The following is a 22524-nucleotide window of genomic DNA, read 5'->3' as shown; positions in this document are numbered from 1 at the left end:
CTGTACCACCGGTTGCGGGCCCGCAGCGTCAATCGCGATCGCGTTCCGCCTGCAGCATCTTGAGTCGTGTCTGGCCGTCCGGCGTGAAGTGCGTGCCAAAGCGCACCAGTCCGCTCTGATGCAACTGGCAACTCAACGTGAAGCTCAGCAGCATGCCCGGCTCGGTATCCTCGATATCGATAGCGATCGATTCAAGGCGCGGCTCGTATTTCAACAGCGTCACTTCGATTGCATGTTTGAGCTTGTGCGCGGACGATGGCAGATGCCGATAGATCTCCGACAGATCGTCGAGTCCGTAGTCAGGTAAATGTGCGAGTCCATTGCGGCGGCTGTTCAGGATGCGTTGGATGTTGTCCTGTACGGAGAAGAAGGTCTGTGTTTGCGCATCGAAGTCGTCGACGACCGTGCCGTTTGCGAAGTGCCCGGTCACCAACTCGAAGAGCCCTGGTCCCCCACGCGTCATGTCAGCGCCTCCGCTGCGTCATCGAACTCCACGGTGATGCCGTCGTCATCCGAGAGCGACAGCCGGATCGCCCGCGGAAGCTTCCCACCAGATGTCGCGCGCGGCAGACGATGTCTTGCGATCCGCACCAGCAATTCCCGCGAGAGCACAGGCAGGATCTGCTGATCGAGCAGGCTGTCGATGTTGCGTGCGCCGGAGTCAGGCAACTGGCACGCGTGCGCGAGTTCGCTCACCAGTGCATCGTTGCAGACGAGTGGCACGCCGAAGCGGCGCTCGATGCGCCGTGCTACCTTGTCGAGTTTCATCCGCACGATTGACGCTAACGCCGCGTCCGACAGCGGCCGGTACACGACCGTCTGGAAGCGCGCGAGCAGTGCCGGCTGGAAGTGCTCGATCAGCAGCGGGCGGATTGCGTCCATCAACATGCCGGTGCTCAGTTCGCCGCCGGCTTCGGCGACAGCGTCTCTGGCCGCCATGATCTGCTCGCTGCCGAGATTCGACGTCATCAGGATCACCGTATTGCGGAAGTCGATGATGCGGCCTTCACCGTCGCGCATGAAGCCGCGGTCGAACACCTGATAAAAGAGGTTCAACACGTCGCGATGGGCTTTCTCGACTTCATCGAGCAGGATCACGCTATATGGGCGTTGTCGGACGGCTTCCGTGAGTACGCCACCCTGGCCATACCCGACGTATCCCGGCGGAGAGCCTTTGAGCTGTGAGACGGTATGGGCTTCCTGGTACTCGGACAGGTTGATCGTGATCAGCGCTCGCTCGCCGCCGAACATCAGGTCGGCCAATGCACGAGCCGTTTCGGTTTTGCCGACGCCGGACGGCCCGACCAGCAGGAACACGCCAAGCGGCGCTTCGTCGGATTTGAGACCGGCCTTGGCGGCACGCAAGCTCTTGCCAAGTGCGGCGAGGGCGTCGTCCTGGCCGACCACGACCCGCGAGAGCCGTGTTTCCATATCGAGCAGGGTGGCGAGTTCGTCTTCGAGCAGACTGCCTACCGGTACGCCCGTCCAGTCGGCGATGACGCGTGCGATCGCGGCGTCGTCTACTTCCGCGTGAATCAGCGCGTCGGCACCGTGTTTCGCCAGCGTTTCGTGTGCTGCGCGGATCGATTGCTGTAGGTCGCTGCGGATGGATTCGTCCGTTGCCGCGTGCCATTGTCGCCGCAGCGTCTGCAGCACGGTAGCGGCGTCTTTCTGTTCGGCGAACGCCGCTTCCAGTGCGCCGAGTTCACTAGCGAGTGAGGCGAGGCGGGTTTCGATGGCGTTCAATCGTTCGCCGACTTCTGCGGAGGTCGCGCCCTGGTCCTCGATTAACGCCGCACGTTCCACTTCGAGCGCGGCGCGCTCCGCGAGGCGCGCCGAAATTACCACCGGGGTAGCTTCAGTGCTCATGCTCACGCGTGCCGCTGCGGTGTCGAGCAGGTCGACTGCCTTATCCGGCAACTGGCGGCCGGTCAGATAGCGGCGCGATAGCCGCACGGCCGCGGCCACTGCCGCGTCGGTGATATGCACGCCGTGGTGCAGTGCGTAGCGCTCCTTCAGGCCGCGCAGCATCAAGCAGGCGTTGTCGTCGTCGGGTTCGTCGACCTTGACCATCTGGAAACGCCGCTCGAGTGCGGCGTCGCGTTCGAAGTACTGTTTGTATTCGGACCACGTGGTTGCCGCGATCGTGCGCAGTTCGCCGCGCGCGAGCGCGGGCTTGAGCAGGTTCGCGGCGTCGGCGCCGCCGGCGCTATTGCCTGCGCCGATCAGCGTGTGCGCTTCGTTGATGAACAACAGGATCGGCGTGGGCGACTGCTGGACGGCTTCGATCACATTCTTCAGGCGTTGCTCGAATTCGCCTTTGACGCCTGCACCGGCCTGCAGCAGGCCGAGATCGAGCGTCAATACGCTGACGTCGCGGATCACCGCCGGCACGTCGCCTTCGGCAATCTTTAGCGCGAGTCCTTCGACCAACGCGGTTTTGCCGACACCAGGCTCGCCCACAAGGATCGGATTGTTTTTGCGCCGCCTGGTCAGAATGTCGACCATCTGCCGAATTTCTACTTCGCGGCCGAACACCGGGTCGACCCTGCCGTCGCGCGCTTTTTGTGTGATGTCGATGGTGAAGCGTTGCAATGCATCGGTTCCGGGGCGCTCAGGGAGGCTTGCGCGCGGTGAATCTATCGTGGGAGACGAGTGCGTCGGCGTAGCGGTTGCTCCGACGGCGGCGCGCATGCCGGAAGGTGAGTGTTCATTGTTGCTGGTGTCCGACGTGGACGGAACGTTTCCATCCGTGTGCACAACGGCAGTTGGCGCTTCGACCGAAACCCTGTCCAGTTCCGGCCTCAGGCGTTCGATCTGCGCGGCGGACACCGAGAGCAGCGGCCACGCATCCGGCGCACGCAGCAGATGCGGCGCATCGGCAAGCGCCGCCAACAGATGCGCCGATCGGATCGACGTGGCGCCCGCTTCGAGCGACGCACCCATCCACGCCGCTTCGAGCAGTTGACCCAGCCGGTGAGACAGACCCGGTTTGCCGCGCAACTCGTGCGGCAAGCGGTCGATGGCGCTCAACAGCCCGTTCCAGATGCTATCGACGTCGAGGTCATAGCGGCGCACGATCGCGACCAGATCGCCTTCGCCCAGTTCAAGTAGCTTGATCAGCCAGTGCTCGACTTCGATATCCCGGTGGGCGCGCGTTTCGCACAGGTTCGCGGCTTCGGCGAGGGCGCGGGCGCAATGGTCGTTGAGGCGGCGCAGGAACGGGGAGAGGTCACGGGCGGTCATGGCAGGAGATCGGAAGGAAGAAACGCGCGGACCGGATTGACGGCGGTTCGCGCAAGAAAACGGCACCCCGGAGAGAACGACCAAGGGTGCCGGACCAGCTACATTTACGAGCGTTCGTTCCAGCTATCGGCGTGAATGATGTTGCCGTCCTTGTACGACCACGTGATTTTCTCGTAGCGCAGTTCGATCTCTTCCAGGTGATTGTGCTTCTCGTAGGCCGGATTCTTGATGTCCAACATCTTCGGCTTGACGGCGACAACCTTCACGTTGTCGAGTTTCGTATTGAAGTACTCTTTCTCTTTGCCTGCGTCGTCGATCTTGTACCATTTGATCTCGACCGACTTGAGCGTCTGGCCGCTCGTCACCGCTTTGTAGAGGTACCAGTTGTTGCTCGAGTACTTCACGTTTCCAGAAAAGTTCATGTTTGTGGACCTGCTCGGTCTGGACATGCAGGCGATTCCACAAGACGCACCGTATTTCGATGTCGAGGTCGCACTGCAGAAGCCCTATCCCGACGACTTGCGCTTCTCAGCCGAAAATGTGCGCCTCTTCTGCACACCAATCATCAATCTGTTCGAGCTGGAAGCTGACCCAATCATAGCGACCCAGTTCGAAACCGAATATCGTGTCCACTCGATCGAGCAACGCGGGGACAAAGTCGATGTGTATTCGGTCGACACCGTGCAGGGCTTCGAGGCGGGATCCGGCCAGCGCTTCGAATACGCGCCGTTCGCTTCGTTCCGTCATCGCGGCGGCATGCTGCGCCACGAAATGCCCGAACGGTATTTCCATACGCGCGTGCGGCGCGGGCCATCGGGACGGTTCGACACATGGGTGGTCCTCGGCGGCCACGCCTGGGAGAATCAGGTGACGTTGCCGAAGGAAACGCTGTCACTGTCGGTGACGGGCACTAACGGGCTGTTGCCGCGCAAGGGCCTTCGCGAAGCGGGTATCACCCGCATGCGCAGCGGCTTCACGAACATTGGCTCGGTGCGCAATCTGACTGCGCCGACGTTACCGGTTTACCCGCCAACCGGCGACCGCTTCCAGTGGCGCGTGCTGTCGCATCTCGCGCCGAACTATCTGTCGCTGCTGAACCCGGAAATTCTGCGCGGCGCGCTCGCGTTGTACGACTGGACCGAGGGCGAGATGAACAAACGCCGCATCGATGCCATCACCGACGTGCAGCACCGGCTGTTGCAGAAGCTCGTGAAGGGCGGGCTGCAGCGTGGCGTTGAAATCGAGGTGACGCTCGACAGCAACCGGTTTGCCGGCGAGGGCGACATCGAACTGTTTGGTGGGATGCTCAACCGTTTTCTTGGGCTGTACGCGACGTTGAACCTGTTCACAAAGCTCGTGATTGTGTCGCAGCCCACTGGCCGCCGCATTGAATGGCCGGATACGAAGGGCGAAGGAGCACCGTTTTGAACGCACCGAGCAAGGAGTTTCCGTCATACGCGGACCGGCAGTTGCTGCCGGCGCTGCTCGACGATGCGACGCGGATGAACTTCTTCCGCTTCTGCGAGCTGATCGAACTTGCCGCTCCCGACAAGCCGCCGCTGGGTGCGAGCGATTCGCCCGCTACAGAGCCAGTGCGGTTTCGATCGCGGGCGCGGATCGGATTTCCGAACCGTGAAATCGACGCGGTCGAATACGATCTGGACAACCCGTCGGCGCCACCGGCCGTTCGCACGACGTTTCTTGGCCTGTACGGGGTCGACGCGCGCATGCCGTCGTATTTCGTCGAAGAAGTCGCGCAGAACCGCGACGGCGCCGACCCGATGTCGAGTTTTCTTGATCTTTTCCATCACCGGGTCGTTACGCAGTACTACCGCGTGTGGCGAAAGTATCGTTACCCGGCCGGCTTCAGGAGCGGGGGCACCGACGAGATTTCGCGCTATCTGCTGAGCTTCGCGGGACTCGGCATTGGCACATCGGAGATCGCACAGGCGGTCGGCCCGCGCAAACTGTTGTCGATGCTCGGGCTTGCGGGTCAGAAGACGCGCACGGCTGAAGGACTGAAGGGTGTGCTGCAGCATGCCGTGCCTGATGCACGCATCACGGTGGAGGAGTTCCATCCTGTATGGATCCGCGTAGACGATTACTCGCCGGGAGCGTTGGGTGAGGGCTGTCTGCTTGGCCGCGGTTTTTATGACCGGGCCAATGCTGTGCGCGTGATCATCACACCCCAGACGCGTGAATCGGTGCTCGGACTGATGCCGGGGCGGACCAATTACCAGGAACTCATGGCGCTGCTGCGATTTTACCTGGGCTATGAGGCAAGGGCGCATCTGGAAATGCACGTCAGTACGGAGCTCATGCCGGCTCAGCAACTGAACTCAGATCAGGTCAGCCTGGGCTACACCACCCAATTGGTGCAGCCCCGCAGGCACGATTCTGTCGCTGCAGTCACGCGCGTGCAGCTTGGCGAATGGACAGGGGGCACCGAACGACGTGCCAACGAGGAGCGTGCGACGCACGGGCGCGGTATTTAACGGATATGGAACACAAAAGGATCAACAGAATGAAGCGACAGCTTCGAATCGGCGCAGCAGCGTTAATCGTGCTTACCGTTGCAGGTTGCGGCGTTGGACAGGCAATGAAGGACAGTACAGTGGACGCGGCGAAATGGGCGTTCACGACGCAAGTCAAGACCATGAACATGGACCTCGTCAGCCGGTCGTCACTAAACGTAAACGGCGCGGGGCAATCATTGTCGACGGTAGTGCGGATCTATCAATTGAAAACGCCGCAGGCATTCCAGCAACTCGACTACACGCAGTTGCAGACCAATGACCTTGCGGCGCTGAAGGCCGATCTGCTCGCGACCAAAGATGTCGTGCTGCGTCCGGACGCGAGCGCGAGCATCAGCGAGCCGATGAGCAACGATGCGGCGTATGTCGGCGTGGTCGCGTTCTTCCGCGACGCCGGCAAAGACTCGTCGTGGAAGCTGGTGATTCCGAAAAAGCAGTGGAAGAAGACGGACCCGGTGAAGATCGAGGCGCGCGACAACACGCTAAATCTCGTTGGTGCGACGGATGACACGATCAAGCGTAACGCGCCGCAGCAGAGCGTGCCGAATCCACCGAAGCCGAAACCGGCGGTAATCACGGAGTATGGAACGCAGGCGGGGTGAGCGAACACATGCCGTTTGTGTTAGTGCGGAGCGTACGCGACGGCAGGCTACCTGTTCAACCTGGGCGGCGCGCATCGGCGCACGGTCGAGGGTAAATCCAGCCATCACCCCTATGCCCAGCAGGAATGACAGTTATGCATCCGCGCTGTCTTCTCCACCGGTTTGCATTGCCGGACGATCCCTCCTACGCACTGTGCGTTCAACATCATCAGGAAGGAGATTGTCATGTCACTTCAAGCCAGGCTCGACGCATTCAAGGCCGATTTCAAAGGCGGCAAAGCCCCATTCTTTGCACCGCCGGAAATCCATCCGATCATGGAACGCGCGACGGCCGAACTCGTGGCGTCCGGACAGGCCGCACGCGCTCTCAAAGCAGGCGACGTAGCACCGGAATTCACCCTCAATGACCCAGACGGCAAACCTGTGTCGTCTGTCGACCTGCTGAAGCAGGGGCCACTCGTGATCAGCTTCTACCGTGGCGTATGGTGTCCGTATTGCAATCTTGAACTGACGGCCCTTGAAGAAGCGCTGCCGTCGTTCAAGGCCGAGGGTGCAAGTCTGGTTGCGATCTCACCGCAGAATGCCGTGAACAGCCGCAAATCTGTCCGCACCAACAAGCTGAATTTCCCGATCCTGAGCGACACGCACAACGATGTCGCCGCCGCATTCGGCATCCGCTTTGCTTTGCCCGACTATCTCGTGGATCTGTACAAGAACCTCAAGAACGATCTGCCGGCGTTCAACGGGGACGACAGTTGGACGTTGCCGATGCCGGCGCGCTACGTGGTCGGGCAAGACGGAACGATCCTGTACTCGGAAGTCAACCCGGACTATACGCATCGTCCTGAGCCTCAGGATATGTTGCCGGTTCTCCGCAAGAAGGTTGTTTCGGCATCCTGATTCGATCCTGCTTCGTTCCCGGCCGGAGAACCACCGGGAACGATTGAACAGGCAAGCCGGACCATCAACATCGAGGCAATATGAAATCACGCACTTTTCTTGTAACCGGTGCCAGCAAAGGCATCGGCAGAGCCGTCGCAGCGCGGCTGAATGCAGACGGGCACCGGGTTGTGGGACTGGCGCGTCAGGCAGACGATCCTGGCTTCCCAGGAACGCTCGTGTCTGTCGACCTGTCCGACCGCGTGAAAACGCAGGCTGTGCTCGATAGGCTTGTGGCGGAATACAAGTTCGACGGCCTGGTCAATAACGTTGGCCTCGTCAAACCGCAGAGGCTGGGCGCCATCGATCTGGACACGCTTGACTCCGTCATGTCGCTCAATCTGCATCCCGCTATACAGGCGGCGCAGGCACTGCTGCCCAATATGAGCAACCAGGGCTGGGGGCGGATCGTCAACATTACGAGCCTCACTGTCCTTGGCATCGTGGAACGTACCGCTTATGCCGCCGCCAAGTCTGCCCTGGTGAGTTTTTCGCGCTCCTGGGCGCTCGAGTTGGCGACCACCGGCATCACGGTCAATTCCGTCGCGCCCGGCCCGACGGAAACCGAACTGTTCAGAGCCAACAACGCGCCGGGAAGCGAAGGGGAGCAGCGCTATCTCTCCGCCGTCCCAATGAAACGCTTCGGCAAGCCAGACGAGATTGCCGCAGCGATCACTTTCCTGCTGTCCGACGATGCTGCTTTCATTACGGGTCAAACGTTGTTTGTCGACGGCGGCGCCTCGATCGGCAAGGCTTCAATCTGAGGGCCGAATATCTCCTCGATCCAGGCGACGAAAGCGCGTGCCTTTGCACTGACCATGCGCCCACTGGGAAAAACTGCCCACAGGTCGATACCCGGCAATTCCCAGTCGGGCAGCACGCGTTTGACGGCACCACTTGCGAGTTCCGGCGTGAACATCCATTCCGAAGCGATCGCGACGCCCATGTCGGCGAGCACGGCCGCGCGCACGCCTTCCGCTGCGTTCACGCGAACGCGCCCGGTCACGACAATGGCCGTTTCCGAATTGCCTTGCCTGAACGACCACACGCTTCCGCCGCCGCCTTGCTCATACACGATCGCCTGATGCGATAGCAGATCCGCAGGGGCCCGCGGTTCGCCGGCCTTTGCGAACCATGCCGGCGTGCCGACGACGCAACGCCGACCGTGACTGACCTTGCGTGCAGTCATGTTCGAGTCGCCAAGCACTCCCATCCTGAGCGCTACGTCGATGCCGCGTTCCAGCAGATCGATGTTCTCATCGTCGAGCACAATGTCGATGTTGAGTTCAGGGTGTCGATCAAGAAATGTCTGGAGCTGCGGAAGGATATGAATCCGCGCAAAGGTCACCGCTGCTGAAATCCTGAGACGACCCGAAATGGCGCCGGCCGATCCTCTTGCCGCAACCTCGGCCTCGTCCGCCTCTTCGATCGCCCGTTTTGCGCGCTCGTAAAATGCGTGGCCCGCTTCGGTCGGCGTCAACCCGCGCGTCGAGCGGAGCAGTAGTCGAACCGCAAGCCGCTCTTCGAGTTGCGCGATGGACTTGGAAACGGCGGGCTGCCCAACGTTCAGCAGCCGCGCTGCCGCCGAGAAAGAGCCGGACTCCACCACGCACACAAACGTTTCCATCGCTGTCAGTCGGTCCACGGTCGTCCCTCCTGGAACAGATGTTTGGGGCTCGTGCGTCGCACCATCAAACACGCGCGACGAAACCTGCTTGCCCGAAGATACACCACCGCGCCACGTTGTTTTCCGTAGCGGCGGCATAGCACTCATTCCGCACAGGCATACGGTAACGCGTTCTTATCCTCAGCGCCTTCCCTTGCGCGGTAGGTCGTTCATCGATCGAGACGAAGTTCACCCGATATGCCCCAAGGGAATGACTGTTATGCGGTCGCGCTGCCTACCCTGGCTCGTTCAATTCAACGACGATGCTTCTGTGTCTGGCGAACCGCTACCAGAAGCTCGTCTGACAGCAAATCGACGTTGTGGCTCGCTGCCGCAGTTGCAGGAGCCATCGAACGTGTTACCGCACTCGTACCGCAAGGCGGTGCTAACTGATCCGCAAGGAGTAACTCCATGAGCAAGCTGTTTTCAGCCGTCAAAGTAGGTCCTTACACGCTATCCCATCGCGTCGCGATGGCGCCATTGACACGCATGCGTTCGGAGCCCGGCGACGTGCCGGGCGATCTGATGGTTGAGTACTACACGCAGCGCGCAACCGAAGGTGGTCTCATCGTCACGGAGGCAACCCCCGTCTCGGTGCAGGGCTACGGCTATGCAATGGCGCCGGGAATATACTCCGACGATCAGATCGCAGGGTGGCGCCGGATCACGGATGCCGTGCACGCCAAAGGCGCTCGCATCTTCCTCCAGTTGTGGCATGTAGGCCGTCAGTCTCACCCGGATCTTCAGCCAGGTGGCGCGGCGCCCGTCGCTCCGTCTGCGCTGAAAGCCGAAGGCCATGCGTATTCGGTGAACGGCGAAGTCGAATTCGCGATGCCCCGTGCGCTTGAACTGCACGAAATCCCCGCCATTATCGAGGACTTCCGCAGGGGTGCCGAGCGGGCACTGCGCGCGGGCTTCGACGGTGTCGAACTGCACGGCGCAAACGGCTACCTGCCGGACCAGTTTCTCCAGGACGGTTCGAATGCTCGCACCGACGAGTACGGTGGGCCGATTGAAAATCGCGCCCGCTTCTTCCTCGAAGTGACGGACGCACTGATTTCGGTGTGGGGCGCGAAGCGGGTTGGCGTGCGCATTGCACCGAGTGGCACCTATGGCTCGATGTATGACAGCGATCCGGAAACCACCTTCGGTTACGTGACCGAGCAGTTGGACAAGCACGGCATCGGCTATCTCCACGTGGTCGAGCCACGCATCAAGGGCACGGAGACGATCGGCGAAGTTCATGACCCGGTCGCGTCGCGCCATCTGCGCCCGAAGTTCAGCGGCACGCTAATCGCTGCAGGCGGTTTCACGAAAGAGACTGCGGACGCGATCATCGAAGCGGGTCACGCGGACATCGTAGCGTTTGGTCGCCACTTCATCGCCAACCCCGATCTGCCCGAGCGTCTGCGGTTGAATCTGCCGCTCAACCGGTATGACCGTAGTACTTTTTATGGCGGCGACGCGCGCGGTTACACCGACTACCCGTTCCATGCTGAAACGCAGGCGGCGTAATTCTTCGCGCTACCATCTGGGTTCGGAAGGGTGGATTCCGGTACCTGACTCCCTTCACGCAAGTACGGCCTGAACGATGCAGCGACCGGTGCCAACGTGGTGCCGGTCGTTGCGCGATCCACTTAGCGCATGGCAAGGGGAAAGGTTCCAATCGACCTTGCGATTTTCATGAAAAGCTGACGGGCGTATTCTCCTGACGCGAAAGCGCGCACCCGGCGCTTTCACAATCGCGAAGCCGATTGCGTCGCCGCAGCGATATCCTTCGCTACGGACAACAGGGCTCGGCTGTGTGCCTTCACCAAACCATCGTAACCTGACCCGACGGCGCTCTGACGAACGACAGAACGTCCCGCAATCTGCTTTCCTCCGTTTGGAGGACGCACCGACCAGATGACGACCAGCGTCACCGTACCGTCCGCCAATGAATCGAAGTTCTGCACGTCAACCGTTATTCGGTAGGCGATGTCGTTTGCGCGCTGTGGAACAGTCGATACGATTGCTCCCGGAATGATCTCCGCCAGATCCGCGGCGAGTACGCGGGGAATCTGACTCTTCAATGGATCGGCCCAGCGCGCAAACTCGTCGATACGGACGCGGTTCGCATCGAGCCTCGTGACTATTTGCGACCGATCGACTAGTTCGGGAACCGTAACCAGATCAATCGCGATTGCAATCGGACTCGCGCCCGGCGGCTGCTCAATATGCTGGACAGCGCTCAATGTGTAGAACGCTGGCGTCGGTGACATTGCGCAGCCGGTGGCAAGAACAAGCGCGATCATCGATACAGGGAATGCTGAACGTAGGCTCATGGCTTGTCCTCGGTTTTGCCACGGATCAGCGCTTCGGGATGGCGTTCGAGATATTCCGCAAGCGAACGGATCGAGGCGGCAGCACGCGAGACTTCGCGCATGGTGTCGGCGGTGCTTTGCTGTAAGGGCGAATCGCTTTGCATCGTGCGATTCACAGACGCGAGTGCTTCACGGGCTGCAGCCATCGTCGTTTTTGCGTCTGGCGCAATGTCCGTATTGATCGTATTCAACAGCGTGTCCGCGTCGCCAAGTGTCTTGCGCAGGTCCGTGGCTATTCCTTCAAACGGGATACGGTTCAGCTTCGCGACGAGATCGGTAATGGATTCCTGAAGCCCTTGCAGATTGCCTGGCACGGTGGGCAGTTGCGGCGTCTTTTTACTCCAGTCCATGGTCACTTTCGGTGCGGAGGGGAAGAAATCGATCGCGATGTACAGCTGTCCGGTCAGCAGGCTCGCTGTTCTCAGTTGTGCTCGTAGCCCCTTTGAGACCAGGTAGTCCGCAAACTCCTTTCGCGCGGAGGATATTTGACCACCTTGGTCTTTCCATTCGTCGCGTGGGATGAGGCGCTCCGGGAAGATGTTGACTTCGACCGGGATACTGAACTCCCGGGTAGCCGGATCGAAATGTGTGTTGATCGCCGATACCTCGCCGATGACGATCCCGCGAAAGTCGATGGGTGCGCCCACGGTAAGCCCACGCACAGACTCCTTGAAGTTCAATACGTACTTGTCGGTGATTGTGTCGTGCCGCTTCATCGCCTCGGTTCGATTGAGGAAAAGCGGGTACTGGTGCAGGGCATCGGCTTCAACTCTACTATTTGTGTCGGGCGGACTCTCGAATGCCAGGCCACCAATCAGGATCGATACCAATGATTCGGTGTCCACCTTCACGCCCGTCGTATCCACGGTCACATCGACGCCGCTTGCATGCCAGAAGCGGGTGTCGTTCGTCACGTACTTGTCGTAAGGCGCATTGACAAAGACGTGGACGATCATGCCCGCGCCTTCGGGATCGAGTGCGTAGGAGACGATCTGGCCAACCTGAAGCCTTCTGAAGAACACCGGCGAACCGACATCGAGCGAGCCGAGGTTTTCACTCTTAAGCACGAACTCCCGCCCCGGTGCGCCGGAAGCGAGTACTGGCGGTGACTCGAGTCCGACAAAATCGCGTCGCGCCTTTTGCGATGTACCGATATCCATTCCGACGTGGGAGCCGGACAACAACGTGCCGATGCCCGATACCGTGCCGCCCGATATACGCGGCCGAACGACCCAGAAGCGGGTATCGTCGACGAGCATGCTGGAAGCGTTGCGGGACATTTCAGCGCTTGCCAGCACCGTCTTGTGATCGTCGGAGAGTTCAACGTTCCTGATTACGCCAACATCGACGTTCTTGAACTTGATCTTCGTCTTGCCGGCCTCAATACCCTCGCCAGTGGAAAACCTGATTGTGATAGTTGGGCCTGTTTGCATGACGGACTTCACGGCCAGCCAACCGGCGATCAGCACGGCGACAATGGGCACCAGCCACACGAGCTGCATGCGCCACTTCGAATGTTTGACAGCAACGGCGCTCGGAAAACCGGACGTATCCTGATTATCTTTCGGTCCGGACAATTCATTCACGTTCTGACTCCACTGCGTCCCAGATGAGCCGCGGGTCGAATGACAACGCCGCGAACATGGTCAGCACGACTACCGCGCCGAAAGCGATCGATCCGGGACCTGCGTCGATCGTTGCGAGCGAACCGAATTGCACGAACGCGACAAGGATAGTGATCACGTAGATATCAAGCATCGACCAGCGACCGACAAACTCAATGACTCGATAAATACGTGTACGTTGGTGGGGAATTTGCGGAGAGCGCAACTGGGTACTCCAGGCGAGATAGGCCAACGAAAGAATTTTGAGCACGGGCACCACGATGCTTGCGATGAAAACGATTGTTGCCAGCAACCACGACCCGGAGGTCCAGAGCAACACGACGCCGCTCAGGATCGTGTCGGAGCGGGCGCCAAATAAGGTACTGGTGACCATCACCGGCAGCAGAATGGCGGGGATGTAAAGGACCATGGCGGCGAACAGGAATGCCCACGTGCGAACCAGGCTATTGGGCTTGCGCGAGTGCAGCACTGCGCCACAACGTGGGCAGATTCCGGCGTGGACATCGGGGAAAAGCGGCTTTGAGAGCAGGCCGCAATCGTGGCAGGCGAACAGGCCAGCACGTGCGGCAGTTGCTGCTGTGATGCGTGCATTCTGTGCGTGTGAGATGCCGACGTCGCGACGCAACGTGTCGATGCGAGCCCATAGTTCACGGGGGTCAAACGCAACCGTCGTAGCGGCAAGCAGAACCATCACGGCTCCGAACGTCCACGCGCCTACCCCGGGGACGACTGTCGCGATGTGCTGGAGTTTGACGAGCGCGATCAGCATCCCCATCATCAGCACCTCAATCATTCCCCATGGTGCAACGTGCCGCAGCACACGAAGAACAATTTCAGGCTTGTGGGGAAATCCGCCTGTATGCAACGGCAGGAGAAGATAGATCACCGCTGCGATGTTCAATGAAGGCATCAGAAGTGTGGTCACGAACACAAGGCCCGCGATCGGCCACATGCCATCGGCGTAAAGCGCGGACGCTGCGCCGAAAAGAGTAGTTTCGACAGATGCCCCATTGACCCAGAGTTCAAAGATCGGAAAGCGGTTGGCAACAGCGAAAAGGATTGCCGCGGCTAAGGTGAACGCCAGTGCCCAATCGTGCGACATTGATACGTTTCGATATCGATAGAGCGCAGCACCACATCGTTGACATCGCGCAGTACCGCGTTCAACGAGCGGCGCTTCTCGCTGAAGGAAGTCACATTCGTGACAGGCGATCAAGTTGTCTCTGTTCATCTTCTGCATCCGCTCGTGGAAACACGATCGAGAAACGCCCCGGTCTGGCTTTCGGGGTGAGGGTCGTAAGGGAGTAGGCATCGGCTAACTCGACGGGGTTGGGGCCGATTGGCCGTTGCCTTCGAACGTGTCTTTCTGGGAGGTCCCAGAGCGGACGATTCAGGTGAGGCCTCAGCGTAGCATTGCAAATACTCGATGTAAACCGGATAGACGGTTTGTATTGTTCGCGGAGTTTCACTGCGATCAGGGCAATACGCACGTGTTAGAAGTGTTGCGCTCCCGACGTAAAGGGTCGAGGCAGCACACGACCTGGGGCGTGTGAAAACGCCCCGATCGCCTAAAGGGATTTAATGGCGGTTAGCGCGCCGACCGCTTACGAGGCTTGGGTTGTGGAACCTGCGCCGGCCAACTTTCTTCGTCAAGAAGACGGTCGAATAGTCTGTTCCGCGCCGAATTGCTCAATTGCGAGAGTCCCATCAAGGAATGAAATGCGAGACCGCTAGCCGCAAAGTATCGCAACAATGACAAGTCGAGGTCAGGCGCCTCATCCTGCAACGCCTTCATTTTCGCCGTGTCAGACGCCTTGAGGCTTTCGAGCAATTCAGGACTCTCGACGAGCGCTGCGAGAATGGCCCGTGCCACAGAATGCGGCTGATTCGAGGATTCCCGATACATTGCAATCTGGGCTGCAAGCGTTGGCTCCGCCTTTGATGCGCCTTCCTTTGCGATGTATTCGCGTCCGATTTGCTCGAACTGAATCTGATGCTGTTCCAGCAGCGCGCACAGCACGCCGTGCTTGGTGCGGAACTGGTGAAGCAGTCCACCCTTACTGATACCACTTTCACGCGACAGCGAATCGAACGTAAGCCCGCCCACACCGTCTCGGGTGAGGATGGTGAAAGCGGCAGCAATCGCTTTTTTGCGGGAAATCTCCGAGCGGGTCTGGTTATCCATTATCGATATTGATGACGTTGCGACGATTGCAGCGCGCACCGAATCCGCTGGCGCGCCTCTCTTCTGTTGGTGGACAAATAGCCGGCTGCGACGCACTGCTGGCGAACGGCCTTATGTGCCGCCCACGGAGCAGGCGGTCTCCTGACCAGGCGTAATTGTACGCGCTCATTTTTTTATGTACAGACCGTCTGGACGGTTTACATCTTATTCTGCCGATGCTACTGTGGCGACCTGATCAGTTCTCGCCTGAACTGAGCGCCATCTGGCACTTAACTGGGCTTTCGAGGAAACCTAAATGTTCAAGAACAAACTAGTACCGCTTCTTTTCACCGGAGTCGCGGTGCTAACCCTGACAGCGTGTGCCGGCGTGCAACCGGTGGCCTACACGGGTATCGCATCGTCATCGCAGTTGAAGCAGAACCGGGATGACGACTCAGGCAAGGTTCCCTACAAGTACGCCACTTCAGTTGCCTGGCCCCAATACACGCAGGTGATAGTGGACCCGGTTACCGTGTACCAAGGCAACGACAACCAGTTCGGCGACCTGAAAGAGGCCGACAAGGCGGCGCTCGCCGATTACATGGGGAGGACGTTCTCGGAGAAACTCGCGAAACGGTTCAGCGTTGCGAACCAGGCCGGCCCGAATACGCTAAGGATCAAGCTGACACTCACTGGCGCCGAAAAAACGACGTTACTCGTCGGGCAGTTCATGCATTTCGACCTTGCGGGCAATCTTTATAACGGCGTACAGGCAGTCCGCGGGGGGCAGGGCGCATTCAGCGGCTCGGTGACCTACTCCGTGGAGGTCTTTGACGGCACCAGCGGCCGTCTGCTGAAGGCATACGTTTCGAAGCAGTATCCGAATGCCATGAATCTGCCGGCAGCTTTTGGTTCGTTGGGTGCCGCGAAGACCGGCCTCGACAAGGGCGCTGATGCGCTGGTGGAACAGCTTCGTTAACTGGTCCGTCTGTTACCCGGGTACCGGAACTCGCCGCAGCGATAGCGCGGCCGTTTCGGACTTCTATGAGGTTTGCGAATGCGGCCCTTTGCCGAAGTGGTTGTTTCGTTCGCGCCCCCGCCCTTGATGGTTGCGATCGTTTTCTCAGTCGCGTATCTGCTAGTGGGGATTCCGGTCCATTTCACGCGTGGCGCGACCGCCAGGGACTGGCTCGGCACCCTGGCCGGCATTTTTGCTGCACTCGCATACATCGTGCTGGTTGTGGGCTTTTATCCGGGTGTTCAAACTGCGGCACGATAGACACGCTTCTCGGACGGCCGCGAGCGCTAGCGTGATTTTCGCAAATTGGCCATGATGGTATTGATCTGCGTGTCGAAGTGTTCGAACCACACCTGCGTCGCTTCCAACTGTGCGATGACCTCCCGAAAGTGGGCTTCACTCGCTTCGACGGCGCACTCGGCATCGATGATCGTCTCGGGGGCCGTCTGCGTGCCAAGCGCAAGCGTGGCGAACGACTCGATCTCGCCGCGGGCGCTATGAGTCTGAGCCGTGAGTTCAGTCAGTAGCGTTCTCAACATTTGCAACTGATCGTGCCAACCGTTCTCTGAACGACGCAACTCTTCTATAAAAAGACCGATGTCGGCGCCAGGGGAAATGTTTGCCAGGGCGGAGGTGCTCTGTCGCAGATGATCCAGCACGGCGAGACAACCCTCAGCGCGCTCGATCAGCCCCTTCGCCTGATCATGCGCTTCAGTCATCCGCGCTTTAAGCGACGTGGCGCGAGCGCAAAGCCGCGCCTGTAGGACAAACGTCTGCGGATTCACCTGTAAGTGTCCATCTGAAGGAGTTCGTGGATCGCGATGGATAACGCGTCTATGGGGTTGCTCAACGCGCCGCCATCGCGAGATCGCGACGGACGGTCAACGCATTGTTTCCGACGGCGCGCGTAGGCGTTCGTGTGGACTCCGTGTCCGACGTACTGAACACCAGAACGGCATCCAGCAGCTTCGAAGACTGCTCCTCGAGGGATTGCGCTGCTGCCGCGGCCTGCTCGACAAGTGCGGCGTTCTGCTGGGTCACGTCATCCATTTGTGTCACGGCCTGGTTGACCTGCTCGATGCCCCGGCTCTGTTCCTCGGAAGCGGCGGCGATTTCCCCCACGATGTCGGCGACTTGCCTGATCGCCTGCCTCACCTGTCCGATGGTGACGCCCACATCAGTTGCCTGCTTTGAGCCGCCCTGAATCATCGCAACGGACGTGCTGATCAACTCCTTGATTTCCCGTGCAGCAGTGGCCGAACGTTGCGCAAGACTGCGAACCTCGCTGGCGACGACCGCAAAACCACGGCCCTGCTCACCGGCACGCGCTGCCTCGACTGCCGCATTCAGCGCGAGGATATTGGTCTGAAATGCGATCCCCTCGATGACGCTCGTGATATCGCGGATCTTGCTGGAGCTTTCGCTGATCCGGCCAATGCTTGCCACCATGTCCTGCACCGCCTGGTTGCCGGCGTGCGCCATGTCCGTTGCTCCCGAGGCCAGAGTATTCGCCTGACGGGCATTGTCCGCGTTCTGTCTGACGGTCTCGGTCAACTGCGTCATGCTGGCTGCGGTTTCCTCCAGCGACGCTGCCTGCTCCTCCGTCCGCGCCGACAGATCGAGATTGCCACTCGCGATTTCGCGTGAAGCGACTGTGACCGACTCGGCCGAGGCCTTGATGCCGCGAACGGTATTGCTGAGTTTGCCGTCCATGGTTTTCAACGCGTCGAGCAGCAGCCCGAATTCGCCGCGTATATCGACGGTAATCCGGTTTTCGAGCTTGCCCTCAGCGATCCGGTTGGCGATGTTGACTGCCCGGTCAAGTGGCCGGGTAATCACGCGCATAAGGTAAATCGACATGCCGCCCGCAATCAGTACGCCCGTGCTGAGGAGCGCGACAGTCACCATGAGCAGCGTTTTGTAGGTCGATTCACCGTCGTCGGCAAACTGCTTTGCCTCGAGTACATTTATTTTCGTGTCGTCGCTCAATGCCAGATTCAATGCGTCGGAAAGACTCGCCGTGCTGTTGATCAGGTCCGATGCCGCATCGAATTTCCCGGCTTTCAGAAGCGTAATGATGTTGCCTGTCTGCGTCATTAACTCCTTGAGCGCGCGGTCCGCCCGGTCGGCGGCCTCCCGTTCGGTCGGGTTCGATACCGCTGCGGGATAGTATTGCGGCCAGACCTTATCGATTGTTGCGAGCTCGCTCTGAACAATCGGCAACATTTTGTCGAGTGTGGCGGGCGTTTTTTCGATCTGAATGCGCCTGAGCTTGACCCTGATGTTCAGTTGCGCCGCACGTACCTCGGAGATCTGAGCAAGCGGAACTACGGTGCCCCCGTACGTCTCGCTCATGTTCGAGTTCAGTCTTGCGAGCCCAACGATCGCCATCACGCCCATCGCGGCCATCAGTGTGATGCAGGCCCCGAGGACGACAATGATCTTGAACCGGATGGTGTAGATGAATTTATTCATTTTGTTATCCTTCAGGACGCTTTCAGGGGACATAGTGTTGCGCCAAAGGAATTGAGGGCGCCTCCTCAGTAGGTATACGGCGACGTTGAGATACGGCTTGATGTCAGGATTTCCTGATTTTTGCCTAGGCATATCCTGCAGGTCCGCGGCGCGGTTGGATCGCAGCGCGTTGACGTAAGAGTCTGTAATGTTTGGATTTTTCGTTCCAGGCTGCTTGCACAGCTAGCTGCCGATGGAAGCGATGGTGGTTGCCACATTGAAGGGATTCATTTCGTAAATCCTGGCACGCAAAACCCGATAGTAACTATCGGTTGTATTGATCAGTACATCGACATTTCGACCTCTATCGAGTGTGATCAGGCTGACTATAATCAGCTGGTCCAATAAGACGTCGAGACCCGCTGGCCGGACTGGTTGGTGCAGTGCACTCTCCGCTTACTTGACACGCGTGCACCGTTAGCCTTTCATGAATGGACAGCCAATGTTGGGCTGACAGAACAGGCAGGGAGCCAGCCGTGACATCCACCCGCCATACCATGATGTGGGAAGCCGCCGTCGATACGCTACGTGAGTTACTCGAGACCAAGGCGGTAAAGCGCTGATAGTGCCGCAGATTACTCACTCTTCAATGGGGACCCAATAATGAAACTCGAACATTTTCCCAATCAGCGACTCAAGGAACGCGAAAAAACTGGACCGCACCTGACCGCTCAGGAGCACTTAGGCCTGAACGGTAGGATCGCTCTCGTTATCACCAACGCGGTTGGCACGATGTGGTGTGCCTATGTCTTTGCGGCGATCGCGCTTATCAGCTTGCCATCCGCCGTTCAGGGCGGCGTGTCGACGCTGATCGCCTGGATCGCACAGACTTTTTTGCAGTTGGTGCTGCTGTCAGTCATCATGGTGGGCCAGAAGGTTGCGGCCGCAGCCTCAGACAAGCAGGCGCTACAGACCTACAAGGACGCTGAGGCGCTCCTGAATATCCAGGATGAGATGCACCGGCTCATCGAGATCAATAATTCGCTAACCGAAGCAATCCACCGCGCGGTGATGGCAAAGGGAACATTAACGGTCGAGCAGCCGAACGTTTCCGGCGACTCGAGCAAGCCAGCGTGATTCCAGGCGGCTCGCGGCAGCACAGGCGCGTGACGAGAAGCGCATCCAGCGCTTCTCGTCCTCACATCACACTCACCACGGCAGCGAGTAGGTCTTCGTATTGGTAAAGCTCTTCATGGCTTCCTGCACCCCTTCCTTGTAGCCGAGTCCCGAGTCCTTCACGCCGCCGAACGGCGTGAGTTCCAACCGATACCCCGGCACTTCGCGCACATTCACGCTGCCCACTTCCAGTTCGGTAATGAACCGCGTGATGTAGTCGAAGCGATTCGTGCAGACCGACGATGACAATGCATAGTCCGTGCAGTTCGACATGCGGATCGCTTCGTCGATATTGGCAAAGCGCATGATCGGCGACACCGGTCCGAACGTCTCGTACTTGACGAGCGGCATGTCGGGCGTGACACGGTCGACAACCGTCGGCGAGTAAAGCGCGCCGTCGCGCAGATTGCCCGCAAGCAGACGGGCGCCGCGCGACAACGCGTCGTTGACCTGACGTTCGCAGAACTGCGCGGCCGCTTCGTCGATGACCGTTCCCATGTCGACCGAACTATCCGCCGGATTGCCGTACTTCCACGCGCGTGTCTTGTCCACGACGAGATCCGTGAAGCGGTCGGCGACCGACTCGTGTACCAGCATGCGCTTGATGGCGGTACAACGCTGGCCCGAATTCTTGTACGAGCCCGACACCGCGAGCGAACTGGCTTCGTCGAGATCGGCGTCCTCCATCACGATGATCGGGTCATTGCCGCCCAGTTCGAGCACGGCGCGCCGGTAGCCCATGCGCGAGGCAATCGATTTGCCGATCGAGACGCCACCGGTGAAGGTGATGAGATCGATCGCGGGGTTCGTGATCAACTCGTCGGCAATCACGCTCGGGTCGCCCGTCAACACCTGCAGCATCTGCACCGGCAAGCCTGCCTCATAGAGAATGTCGGCAAGCAGATAGCATGACAGCGGCACTTTCTCCGACGGTTTCACCACGATGCGATTGTTCGTGGCAATCGCCGGCACGATCTTGTGCGCGACCTGATTCATCGGATGGTTGAATGGCGTAATAGCGGAGATCACGCCCAGCAGCGGATCGCGTTGCGTATAGACGCGCCGCTTCTTGCCGTGAGGCGTGAGGTCACACGAGAAAATCTGGCCGTCGTCTTTCAGCACCTCGCCCGCGCCGAACACCAGCACGTCCGCGACGCGGCCGGCTTCATAGATCGAATCCTTCTTGCACAAGCCCGCTTCCGCCGTGATGACGGCGGCGATTTCCTCGGTGCGTGCCCGTACTGCATCGGCCGCACGGCGCAGGATCGCGGCGCGTTCGTAGCGGGTGAGTGCCGGGCGATACGCGCGTGCGAATTCGAACGCGCGGCGCACGTCTTCGAGCGTCGCTTTCGGCACGGTGCCGACGAGCGTGCCATCGTAAGGATTGCGCACTTCGATCACTTCGTCGCGGAAGATTTTCTCGCCGCCGATACGCAGCGCTTCATGACGCACCTGCAATTGAGCCTTGATTTCAGCAACAGCGTTCATGTCTGATCCCCGATCATTGAAGATGGTTGAGTGCGATATCGATGATGTCGAAGTTGCGCAACCGTGCGCGCTCGCCGACCGACTTCGCGACCGGCTGATTGAACAGAAGCGGCACGATCTGTTCAGCAAGACCACCATGCGAGCGCAGCGGCACGTCGAGGCCGGACAGATCGTGCTTGATGCGTCGCGTGCCGAGCACCACGTCCTGCGTTGAAATCACGATGAGGTCGCCCATGCGCGCAGGCGGAAGTTCGAAGCGCGCGCAGCCTTCGGCACCCGTCAGCACCAGTTCGATGCCGGGTTCCGCGGCGAGCCGGCGGCGCGTTGCTTCGAGATCGGCCGAGGCGGGAAGATAGACCGTCGCGAACGATCCGAGCGCGCCGTGATGCACGACGTAGGGGTCCGTGATCGGCAGGATCACGCGGGCAGCGTCCTCGCCGAGCCACTCGTCGAAGCGCTCCTGCAGATAGATCACGTTGGGTTCGCCGTCTTCGTTGTGCTTCGCATTCATGCCGTGATCGGCCGTGACCGCGACGATCGCACCCAGCTCGTCGAGCCGCTGCAGATAGCCGTCCATCATCTGATAGAACGCGTTGGCGCCAGGGGTGCCCGGGGCGCACTTGTGCTGTACGTAGTCGGTCGTCGACAGGTACATCAGGTCGATATCGCGAGTTTCGAGCAGGCGCACGCCGGCCGCGAATACGAACTCGGACAGCTCCGCGCTGTAGACGCTCGGCACCGGCTGACCGACCAGTTCGAGCAGGTTGTTGATGCCGTTTTCCTCGAGCGTCGCTTCGTCGGCTTTCTCCGCCGAGAAGCAGATGCCCTTCAGGCCTTTGCCGAGCAGCCGGCGCAGTTTGTCCTTTGCCGTGACCACCGCAACATGCGCGCCCTGCTCGGCGAAACCGGCGAGCACGGTAGGGGCGACCAGGTACTTCGGATCGTTCATCAGCACCTCGGTGCCGCTGTCGCGATCGAAAAAGTAGTTGCCGCTAATGCCGTGCACCGCGGGCGGCACGCCGGTCACGATCGACAGGTTGTTGGGGTTCGTGAAGCTCGGCACCACGCATTCGCCCTTGAGCGACGTGCCGGGCCGCAGCAGCGTGGCCAAAAAGGGCGCGACTCCCGCCGCGGCCGCCATCTCCAGATATTCATACGCGCAGCCGTCCACGCAGACCACGACGACGGGTCTGCGCATCCAGTTGTAGCTGCGGCCGTTCACTTCAATGGAAACCGGTGCTTCGCTCAT

Annotated in this window: 19 protein-coding genes and 2 pseudogenes; 9 read left to right on the top strand and 12 right to left on the bottom strand. The window is 59.8% G+C overall.

All coding sequences use genetic code 11. The features are described from left to right. Window positions 1–28: 28 nt before the first annotated feature. The 3 genes and pseudogenes from tssE to tssD form a co-directional block, all read right to left on the bottom strand. Window positions 29–463, bottom strand: coding sequence for a type VI secretion system baseplate subunit TssE (gene tssE, locus BM438_RS29010; RefSeq protein ID WP_093641465.1), 435 nt, complete (start codon window positions 461–463; stop codon window positions 29–31). Next, complete coding sequence (gene tssH, locus BM438_RS29005) at window positions 460–3246, bottom strand: type VI secretion system ATPase TssH (protein WP_093641462.1); 2787 nt, start codon at window positions 3244–3246, stop codon at window positions 460–462. The genes tssE and tssH overlap by 4 nt, the downstream gene beginning before the upstream one ends. A 104-nt stretch (window positions 3247–3350) precedes the next feature. Further along, window positions 3351–3626, bottom strand: a pseudogene (gene tssD, locus BM438_RS29000) (type VI secretion system tube protein TssD); the annotation flags it as partial. On the opposite strand from tssD, the pseudogene tssF reads away from it, so the two are divergent. From tssF to BM438_RS28975, 5 genes and pseudogenes are all read left to right on the top strand, one after another. After that, window positions 3625–4674, top strand: a pseudogene (gene tssF / locus BM438_RS28995) (type VI secretion system baseplate subunit TssF); the annotation flags it as partial. The pseudogenes tssD and tssF sit on opposite strands and share 2 nt — an antisense overlap. Window positions 4675–4748: 74 nt before the next feature. Next, on the top strand, window positions 4749–5741 hold the full coding sequence (tssG, locus tag BM438_RS28990; protein WP_093641589.1) for a type VI secretion system baseplate subunit TssG: 993 nt from the start codon (window positions 4749–4751) through the stop codon (window positions 5739–5741). A 5-nt stretch (window positions 5742–5746) separates the two neighbouring features. Beyond that, window positions 5747–6382, top strand: coding sequence for a type VI secretion system lipoprotein TssJ (gene tssJ, locus BM438_RS28985; RefSeq protein ID WP_093641456.1), 636 nt, complete (start codon window positions 5747–5749; stop codon window positions 6380–6382). Window positions 6383–6607: 225 nt separating this feature from the next. Then, window positions 6608–7282, top strand: a complete 675-nt coding sequence (locus tag BM438_RS28980; protein WP_093641453.1) for a peroxiredoxin-like family protein — start codon at window positions 6608–6610, stop codon at window positions 7280–7282. Window positions 7283–7362: 80 nt separating this feature from the next. After that, window positions 7363–8085 carry an SDR family oxidoreductase gene (locus BM438_RS28975; protein WP_093641450.1) on the top strand — a complete coding sequence of 241 codons (723 nt, stop codon included), beginning with the start codon at window positions 7363–7365 and terminating at the stop codon, window positions 8083–8085. On the opposite strand, the gene BM438_RS28970 is transcribed toward BM438_RS28975, so the two are convergent. After that, window positions 8034–8966 carry a LysR family transcriptional regulator gene (locus BM438_RS28970; protein ID WP_093641448.1) on the bottom strand — a complete coding sequence of 311 codons (933 nt, stop codon included), beginning with the start codon at window positions 8964–8966 and terminating at the stop codon, window positions 8034–8036. The genes BM438_RS28975 and BM438_RS28970 overlap by 52 nt on opposite strands. 432 nt (window positions 8967–9398) lie before the next feature. On the opposite strand from BM438_RS28970, the gene BM438_RS28965 reads away from it, so the two are divergent. After that, window positions 9399–10502: an alkene reductase gene (locus BM438_RS28965; protein ID WP_093641445.1), complete on the top strand. Its 1104-nt coding sequence runs from the start codon at window positions 9399–9401 to the stop codon at window positions 10500–10502. Window positions 10503–10723: 221 nt separating this feature from the next. On the opposite strand, the gene BM438_RS28960 is transcribed toward BM438_RS28965, so the two are convergent. From BM438_RS28960 to BM438_RS28945, 4 genes are all read right to left on the bottom strand, one after another. Continuing rightward, a complete protein-coding gene (locus BM438_RS28960) occupies window positions 10724–11311 on the bottom strand; it encodes a PqiC family protein (RefSeq protein WP_093641442.1) in 588 nt (195 codons plus the stop codon). Beyond that, the gene (locus tag BM438_RS28955; RefSeq protein ID WP_425270750.1) at window positions 11308–12927 is read right to left on the bottom strand and encodes a PqiB family protein; all 1620 of its coding nucleotides are present in this window, start codon (window positions 12925–12927) and stop codon (window positions 11308–11310) included. The genes BM438_RS28960 and BM438_RS28955 overlap by 4 nt, the downstream gene beginning before the upstream one ends. A gap of 1 nt (window position 12928) precedes the next feature. Continuing rightward, on the bottom strand, window positions 12929–14206 hold the full coding sequence (locus tag BM438_RS28950; protein WP_093641583.1) for a paraquat-inducible protein A: 1278 nt from the start codon (window positions 14204–14206) through the stop codon (window positions 12929–12931). Between the two features lie 357 nt (window positions 14207–14563). Then, the gene (locus BM438_RS28945; RefSeq protein ID WP_093641439.1) at window positions 14564–15160 is read right to left on the bottom strand and encodes a TetR/AcrR family transcriptional regulator; all 597 of its coding nucleotides are present in this window, start codon (window positions 15158–15160) and stop codon (window positions 14564–14566) included. 295 nt (window positions 15161–15455) lie between these two features. Here BM438_RS28945 and BM438_RS28940 point away from each other — a divergent pair, with 295 nt between their 5' ends. Both BM438_RS28940 and BM438_RS28935 read left to right on the top strand, forming a co-directional pair. Then, complete coding sequence (locus BM438_RS28940; RefSeq protein ID WP_093641437.1) at window positions 15456–16118, top strand: DUF3313 domain-containing protein; 663 nt, start codon at window positions 15456–15458, stop codon at window positions 16116–16118. A gap of 78 nt (window positions 16119–16196) precedes the next feature. Further along, window positions 16197–16418 (top strand): hypothetical protein, encoded by a 222-nt coding sequence (locus tag BM438_RS28935; protein WP_093641434.1) that lies wholly within the window; start codon window positions 16197–16199, stop codon window positions 16416–16418. Window positions 16419–16444: 26 nt separating this feature from the next. Here the strand turns inward: BM438_RS28935 and BM438_RS28930 are convergent, their stop codons facing one another. Both BM438_RS28930 and BM438_RS28925 read right to left on the bottom strand, forming a co-directional pair. Beyond that, entirely contained in the window at window positions 16445–16942 is a 498-nt protein-coding gene (locus tag BM438_RS28930; RefSeq protein WP_143131765.1) for a hypothetical protein, read from the bottom strand. Between the two features lie 61 nt (window positions 16943–17003). After that, entirely contained in the window at window positions 17004–18632 is a 1629-nt protein-coding gene (locus tag BM438_RS28925; RefSeq protein ID WP_093641429.1) for a methyl-accepting chemotaxis protein, read from the bottom strand. A gap of 642 nt (window positions 18633–19274) precedes the next feature. On the opposite strand from BM438_RS28925, the gene BM438_RS28920 reads away from it, so the two are divergent. Then, window positions 19275–19748, top strand: coding sequence for a hypothetical protein (locus tag BM438_RS28920; protein WP_093641426.1), 474 nt, complete (start codon window positions 19275–19277; stop codon window positions 19746–19748). A 72-nt stretch (window positions 19749–19820) separates the two neighbouring features. On the opposite strand, the gene phnY is transcribed toward BM438_RS28920, so the two are convergent. Continuing rightward, window positions 19821–21275, bottom strand: coding sequence for a phosphonoacetaldehyde dehydrogenase (gene phnY, locus BM438_RS28915; protein ID WP_093641423.1), 1455 nt, complete (start codon window positions 21273–21275; stop codon window positions 19821–19823). A gap of 13 nt (window positions 21276–21288) precedes the next feature. Beyond that, window positions 21289–22524: a phosphonoacetate hydrolase gene (gene phnA / locus BM438_RS28910; protein WP_093641421.1), complete on the bottom strand. Its 1236-nt coding sequence runs from the start codon at window positions 22522–22524 to the stop codon at window positions 21289–21291.

The sequence above is a fragment of the Paraburkholderia aspalathi genome, from assembly GCF_900116445.1.
Taxonomy (GTDB): domain Bacteria; phylum Pseudomonadota; class Gammaproteobacteria; order Burkholderiales; family Burkholderiaceae; genus Paraburkholderia; species Paraburkholderia aspalathi.
The sequence above is the reverse complement of the archived record's forward strand: the minus strand, read 5'-3'. Positions and strand labels throughout refer to the sequence as shown.

What these genes read in the sequence shown, in the direction of transcription:
- tssE (WP_093641465.1), bottom strand. Translation starts at nt 463, where the DNA reads ATGACGCGTGGGGGACCAGGGCTCTTCGAGTTGGTGACCGGGCACTTC.
- tssH (WP_093641462.1), bottom strand. Translation starts at nt 3,246, where the DNA reads ATGACCGCCCGTGACCTCTCCCCGTTCCTGCGCCGCCTCAACGACCAT.
- tssG (WP_093641589.1), top strand. Translation starts at nt 4,749, where the DNA reads ATGAACTTCTTCCGCTTCTGCGAGCTGATCGAACTTGCCGCTCCCGAC.
- tssJ (WP_093641456.1), top strand. Translation starts at nt 5,747, where the DNA reads ATGGAACACAAAAGGATCAACAGAATGAAGCGACAGCTTCGAATCGGC.
- BM438_RS28980 (WP_093641453.1), top strand. Translation starts at nt 6,608, where the DNA reads ATGTCACTTCAAGCCAGGCTCGACGCATTCAAGGCCGATTTCAAAGGC.
- BM438_RS28975 (WP_093641450.1), top strand. Translation starts at nt 7,363, where the DNA reads ATGAAATCACGCACTTTTCTTGTAACCGGTGCCAGCAAAGGCATCGGC.
- BM438_RS28965 (WP_093641445.1), top strand. Translation starts at nt 9,399, where the DNA reads ATGAGCAAGCTGTTTTCAGCCGTCAAAGTAGGTCCTTACACGCTATCC.
- BM438_RS28960 (WP_093641442.1), bottom strand. Translation starts at nt 11,311, where the DNA reads ATGAGCCTACGTTCAGCATTCCCTGTATCGATGATCGCGCTTGTTCTT.
- BM438_RS28950 (WP_093641583.1), bottom strand. Translation starts at nt 14,206, where the DNA reads ATGAACAGAGACAACTTGATCGCCTGTCACGAATGTGACTTCCTTCAG.
- BM438_RS28945 (WP_093641439.1), bottom strand. Translation starts at nt 15,160, where the DNA reads ATGGATAACCAGACCCGCTCGGAGATTTCCCGCAAAAAAGCGATTGCT.
- BM438_RS28940 (WP_093641437.1), top strand. Translation starts at nt 15,456, where the DNA reads ATGTTCAAGAACAAACTAGTACCGCTTCTTTTCACCGGAGTCGCGGTG.
- BM438_RS28935 (WP_093641434.1), top strand. Translation starts at nt 16,197, where the DNA reads ATGCGGCCCTTTGCCGAAGTGGTTGTTTCGTTCGCGCCCCCGCCCTTG.
- BM438_RS28925 (WP_093641429.1), bottom strand. Translation starts at nt 18,632, where the DNA reads ATGAATAAATTCATCTACACCATCCGGTTCAAGATCATTGTCGTCCTC.
- BM438_RS28920 (WP_093641426.1), top strand. Translation starts at nt 19,275, where the DNA reads ATGAAACTCGAACATTTTCCCAATCAGCGACTCAAGGAACGCGAAAAA.
- phnY (WP_093641423.1), bottom strand. Translation starts at nt 21,275, where the DNA reads ATGAACGCTGTTGCTGAAATCAAGGCTCAATTGCAGGTGCGTCATGAA.
- phnA (WP_093641421.1), bottom strand. Translation starts at nt 22,524, where the DNA reads ATGAGCGAAGCACCGGTTTCCATTGAAGTGAACGGCCGCAGCTACAAC.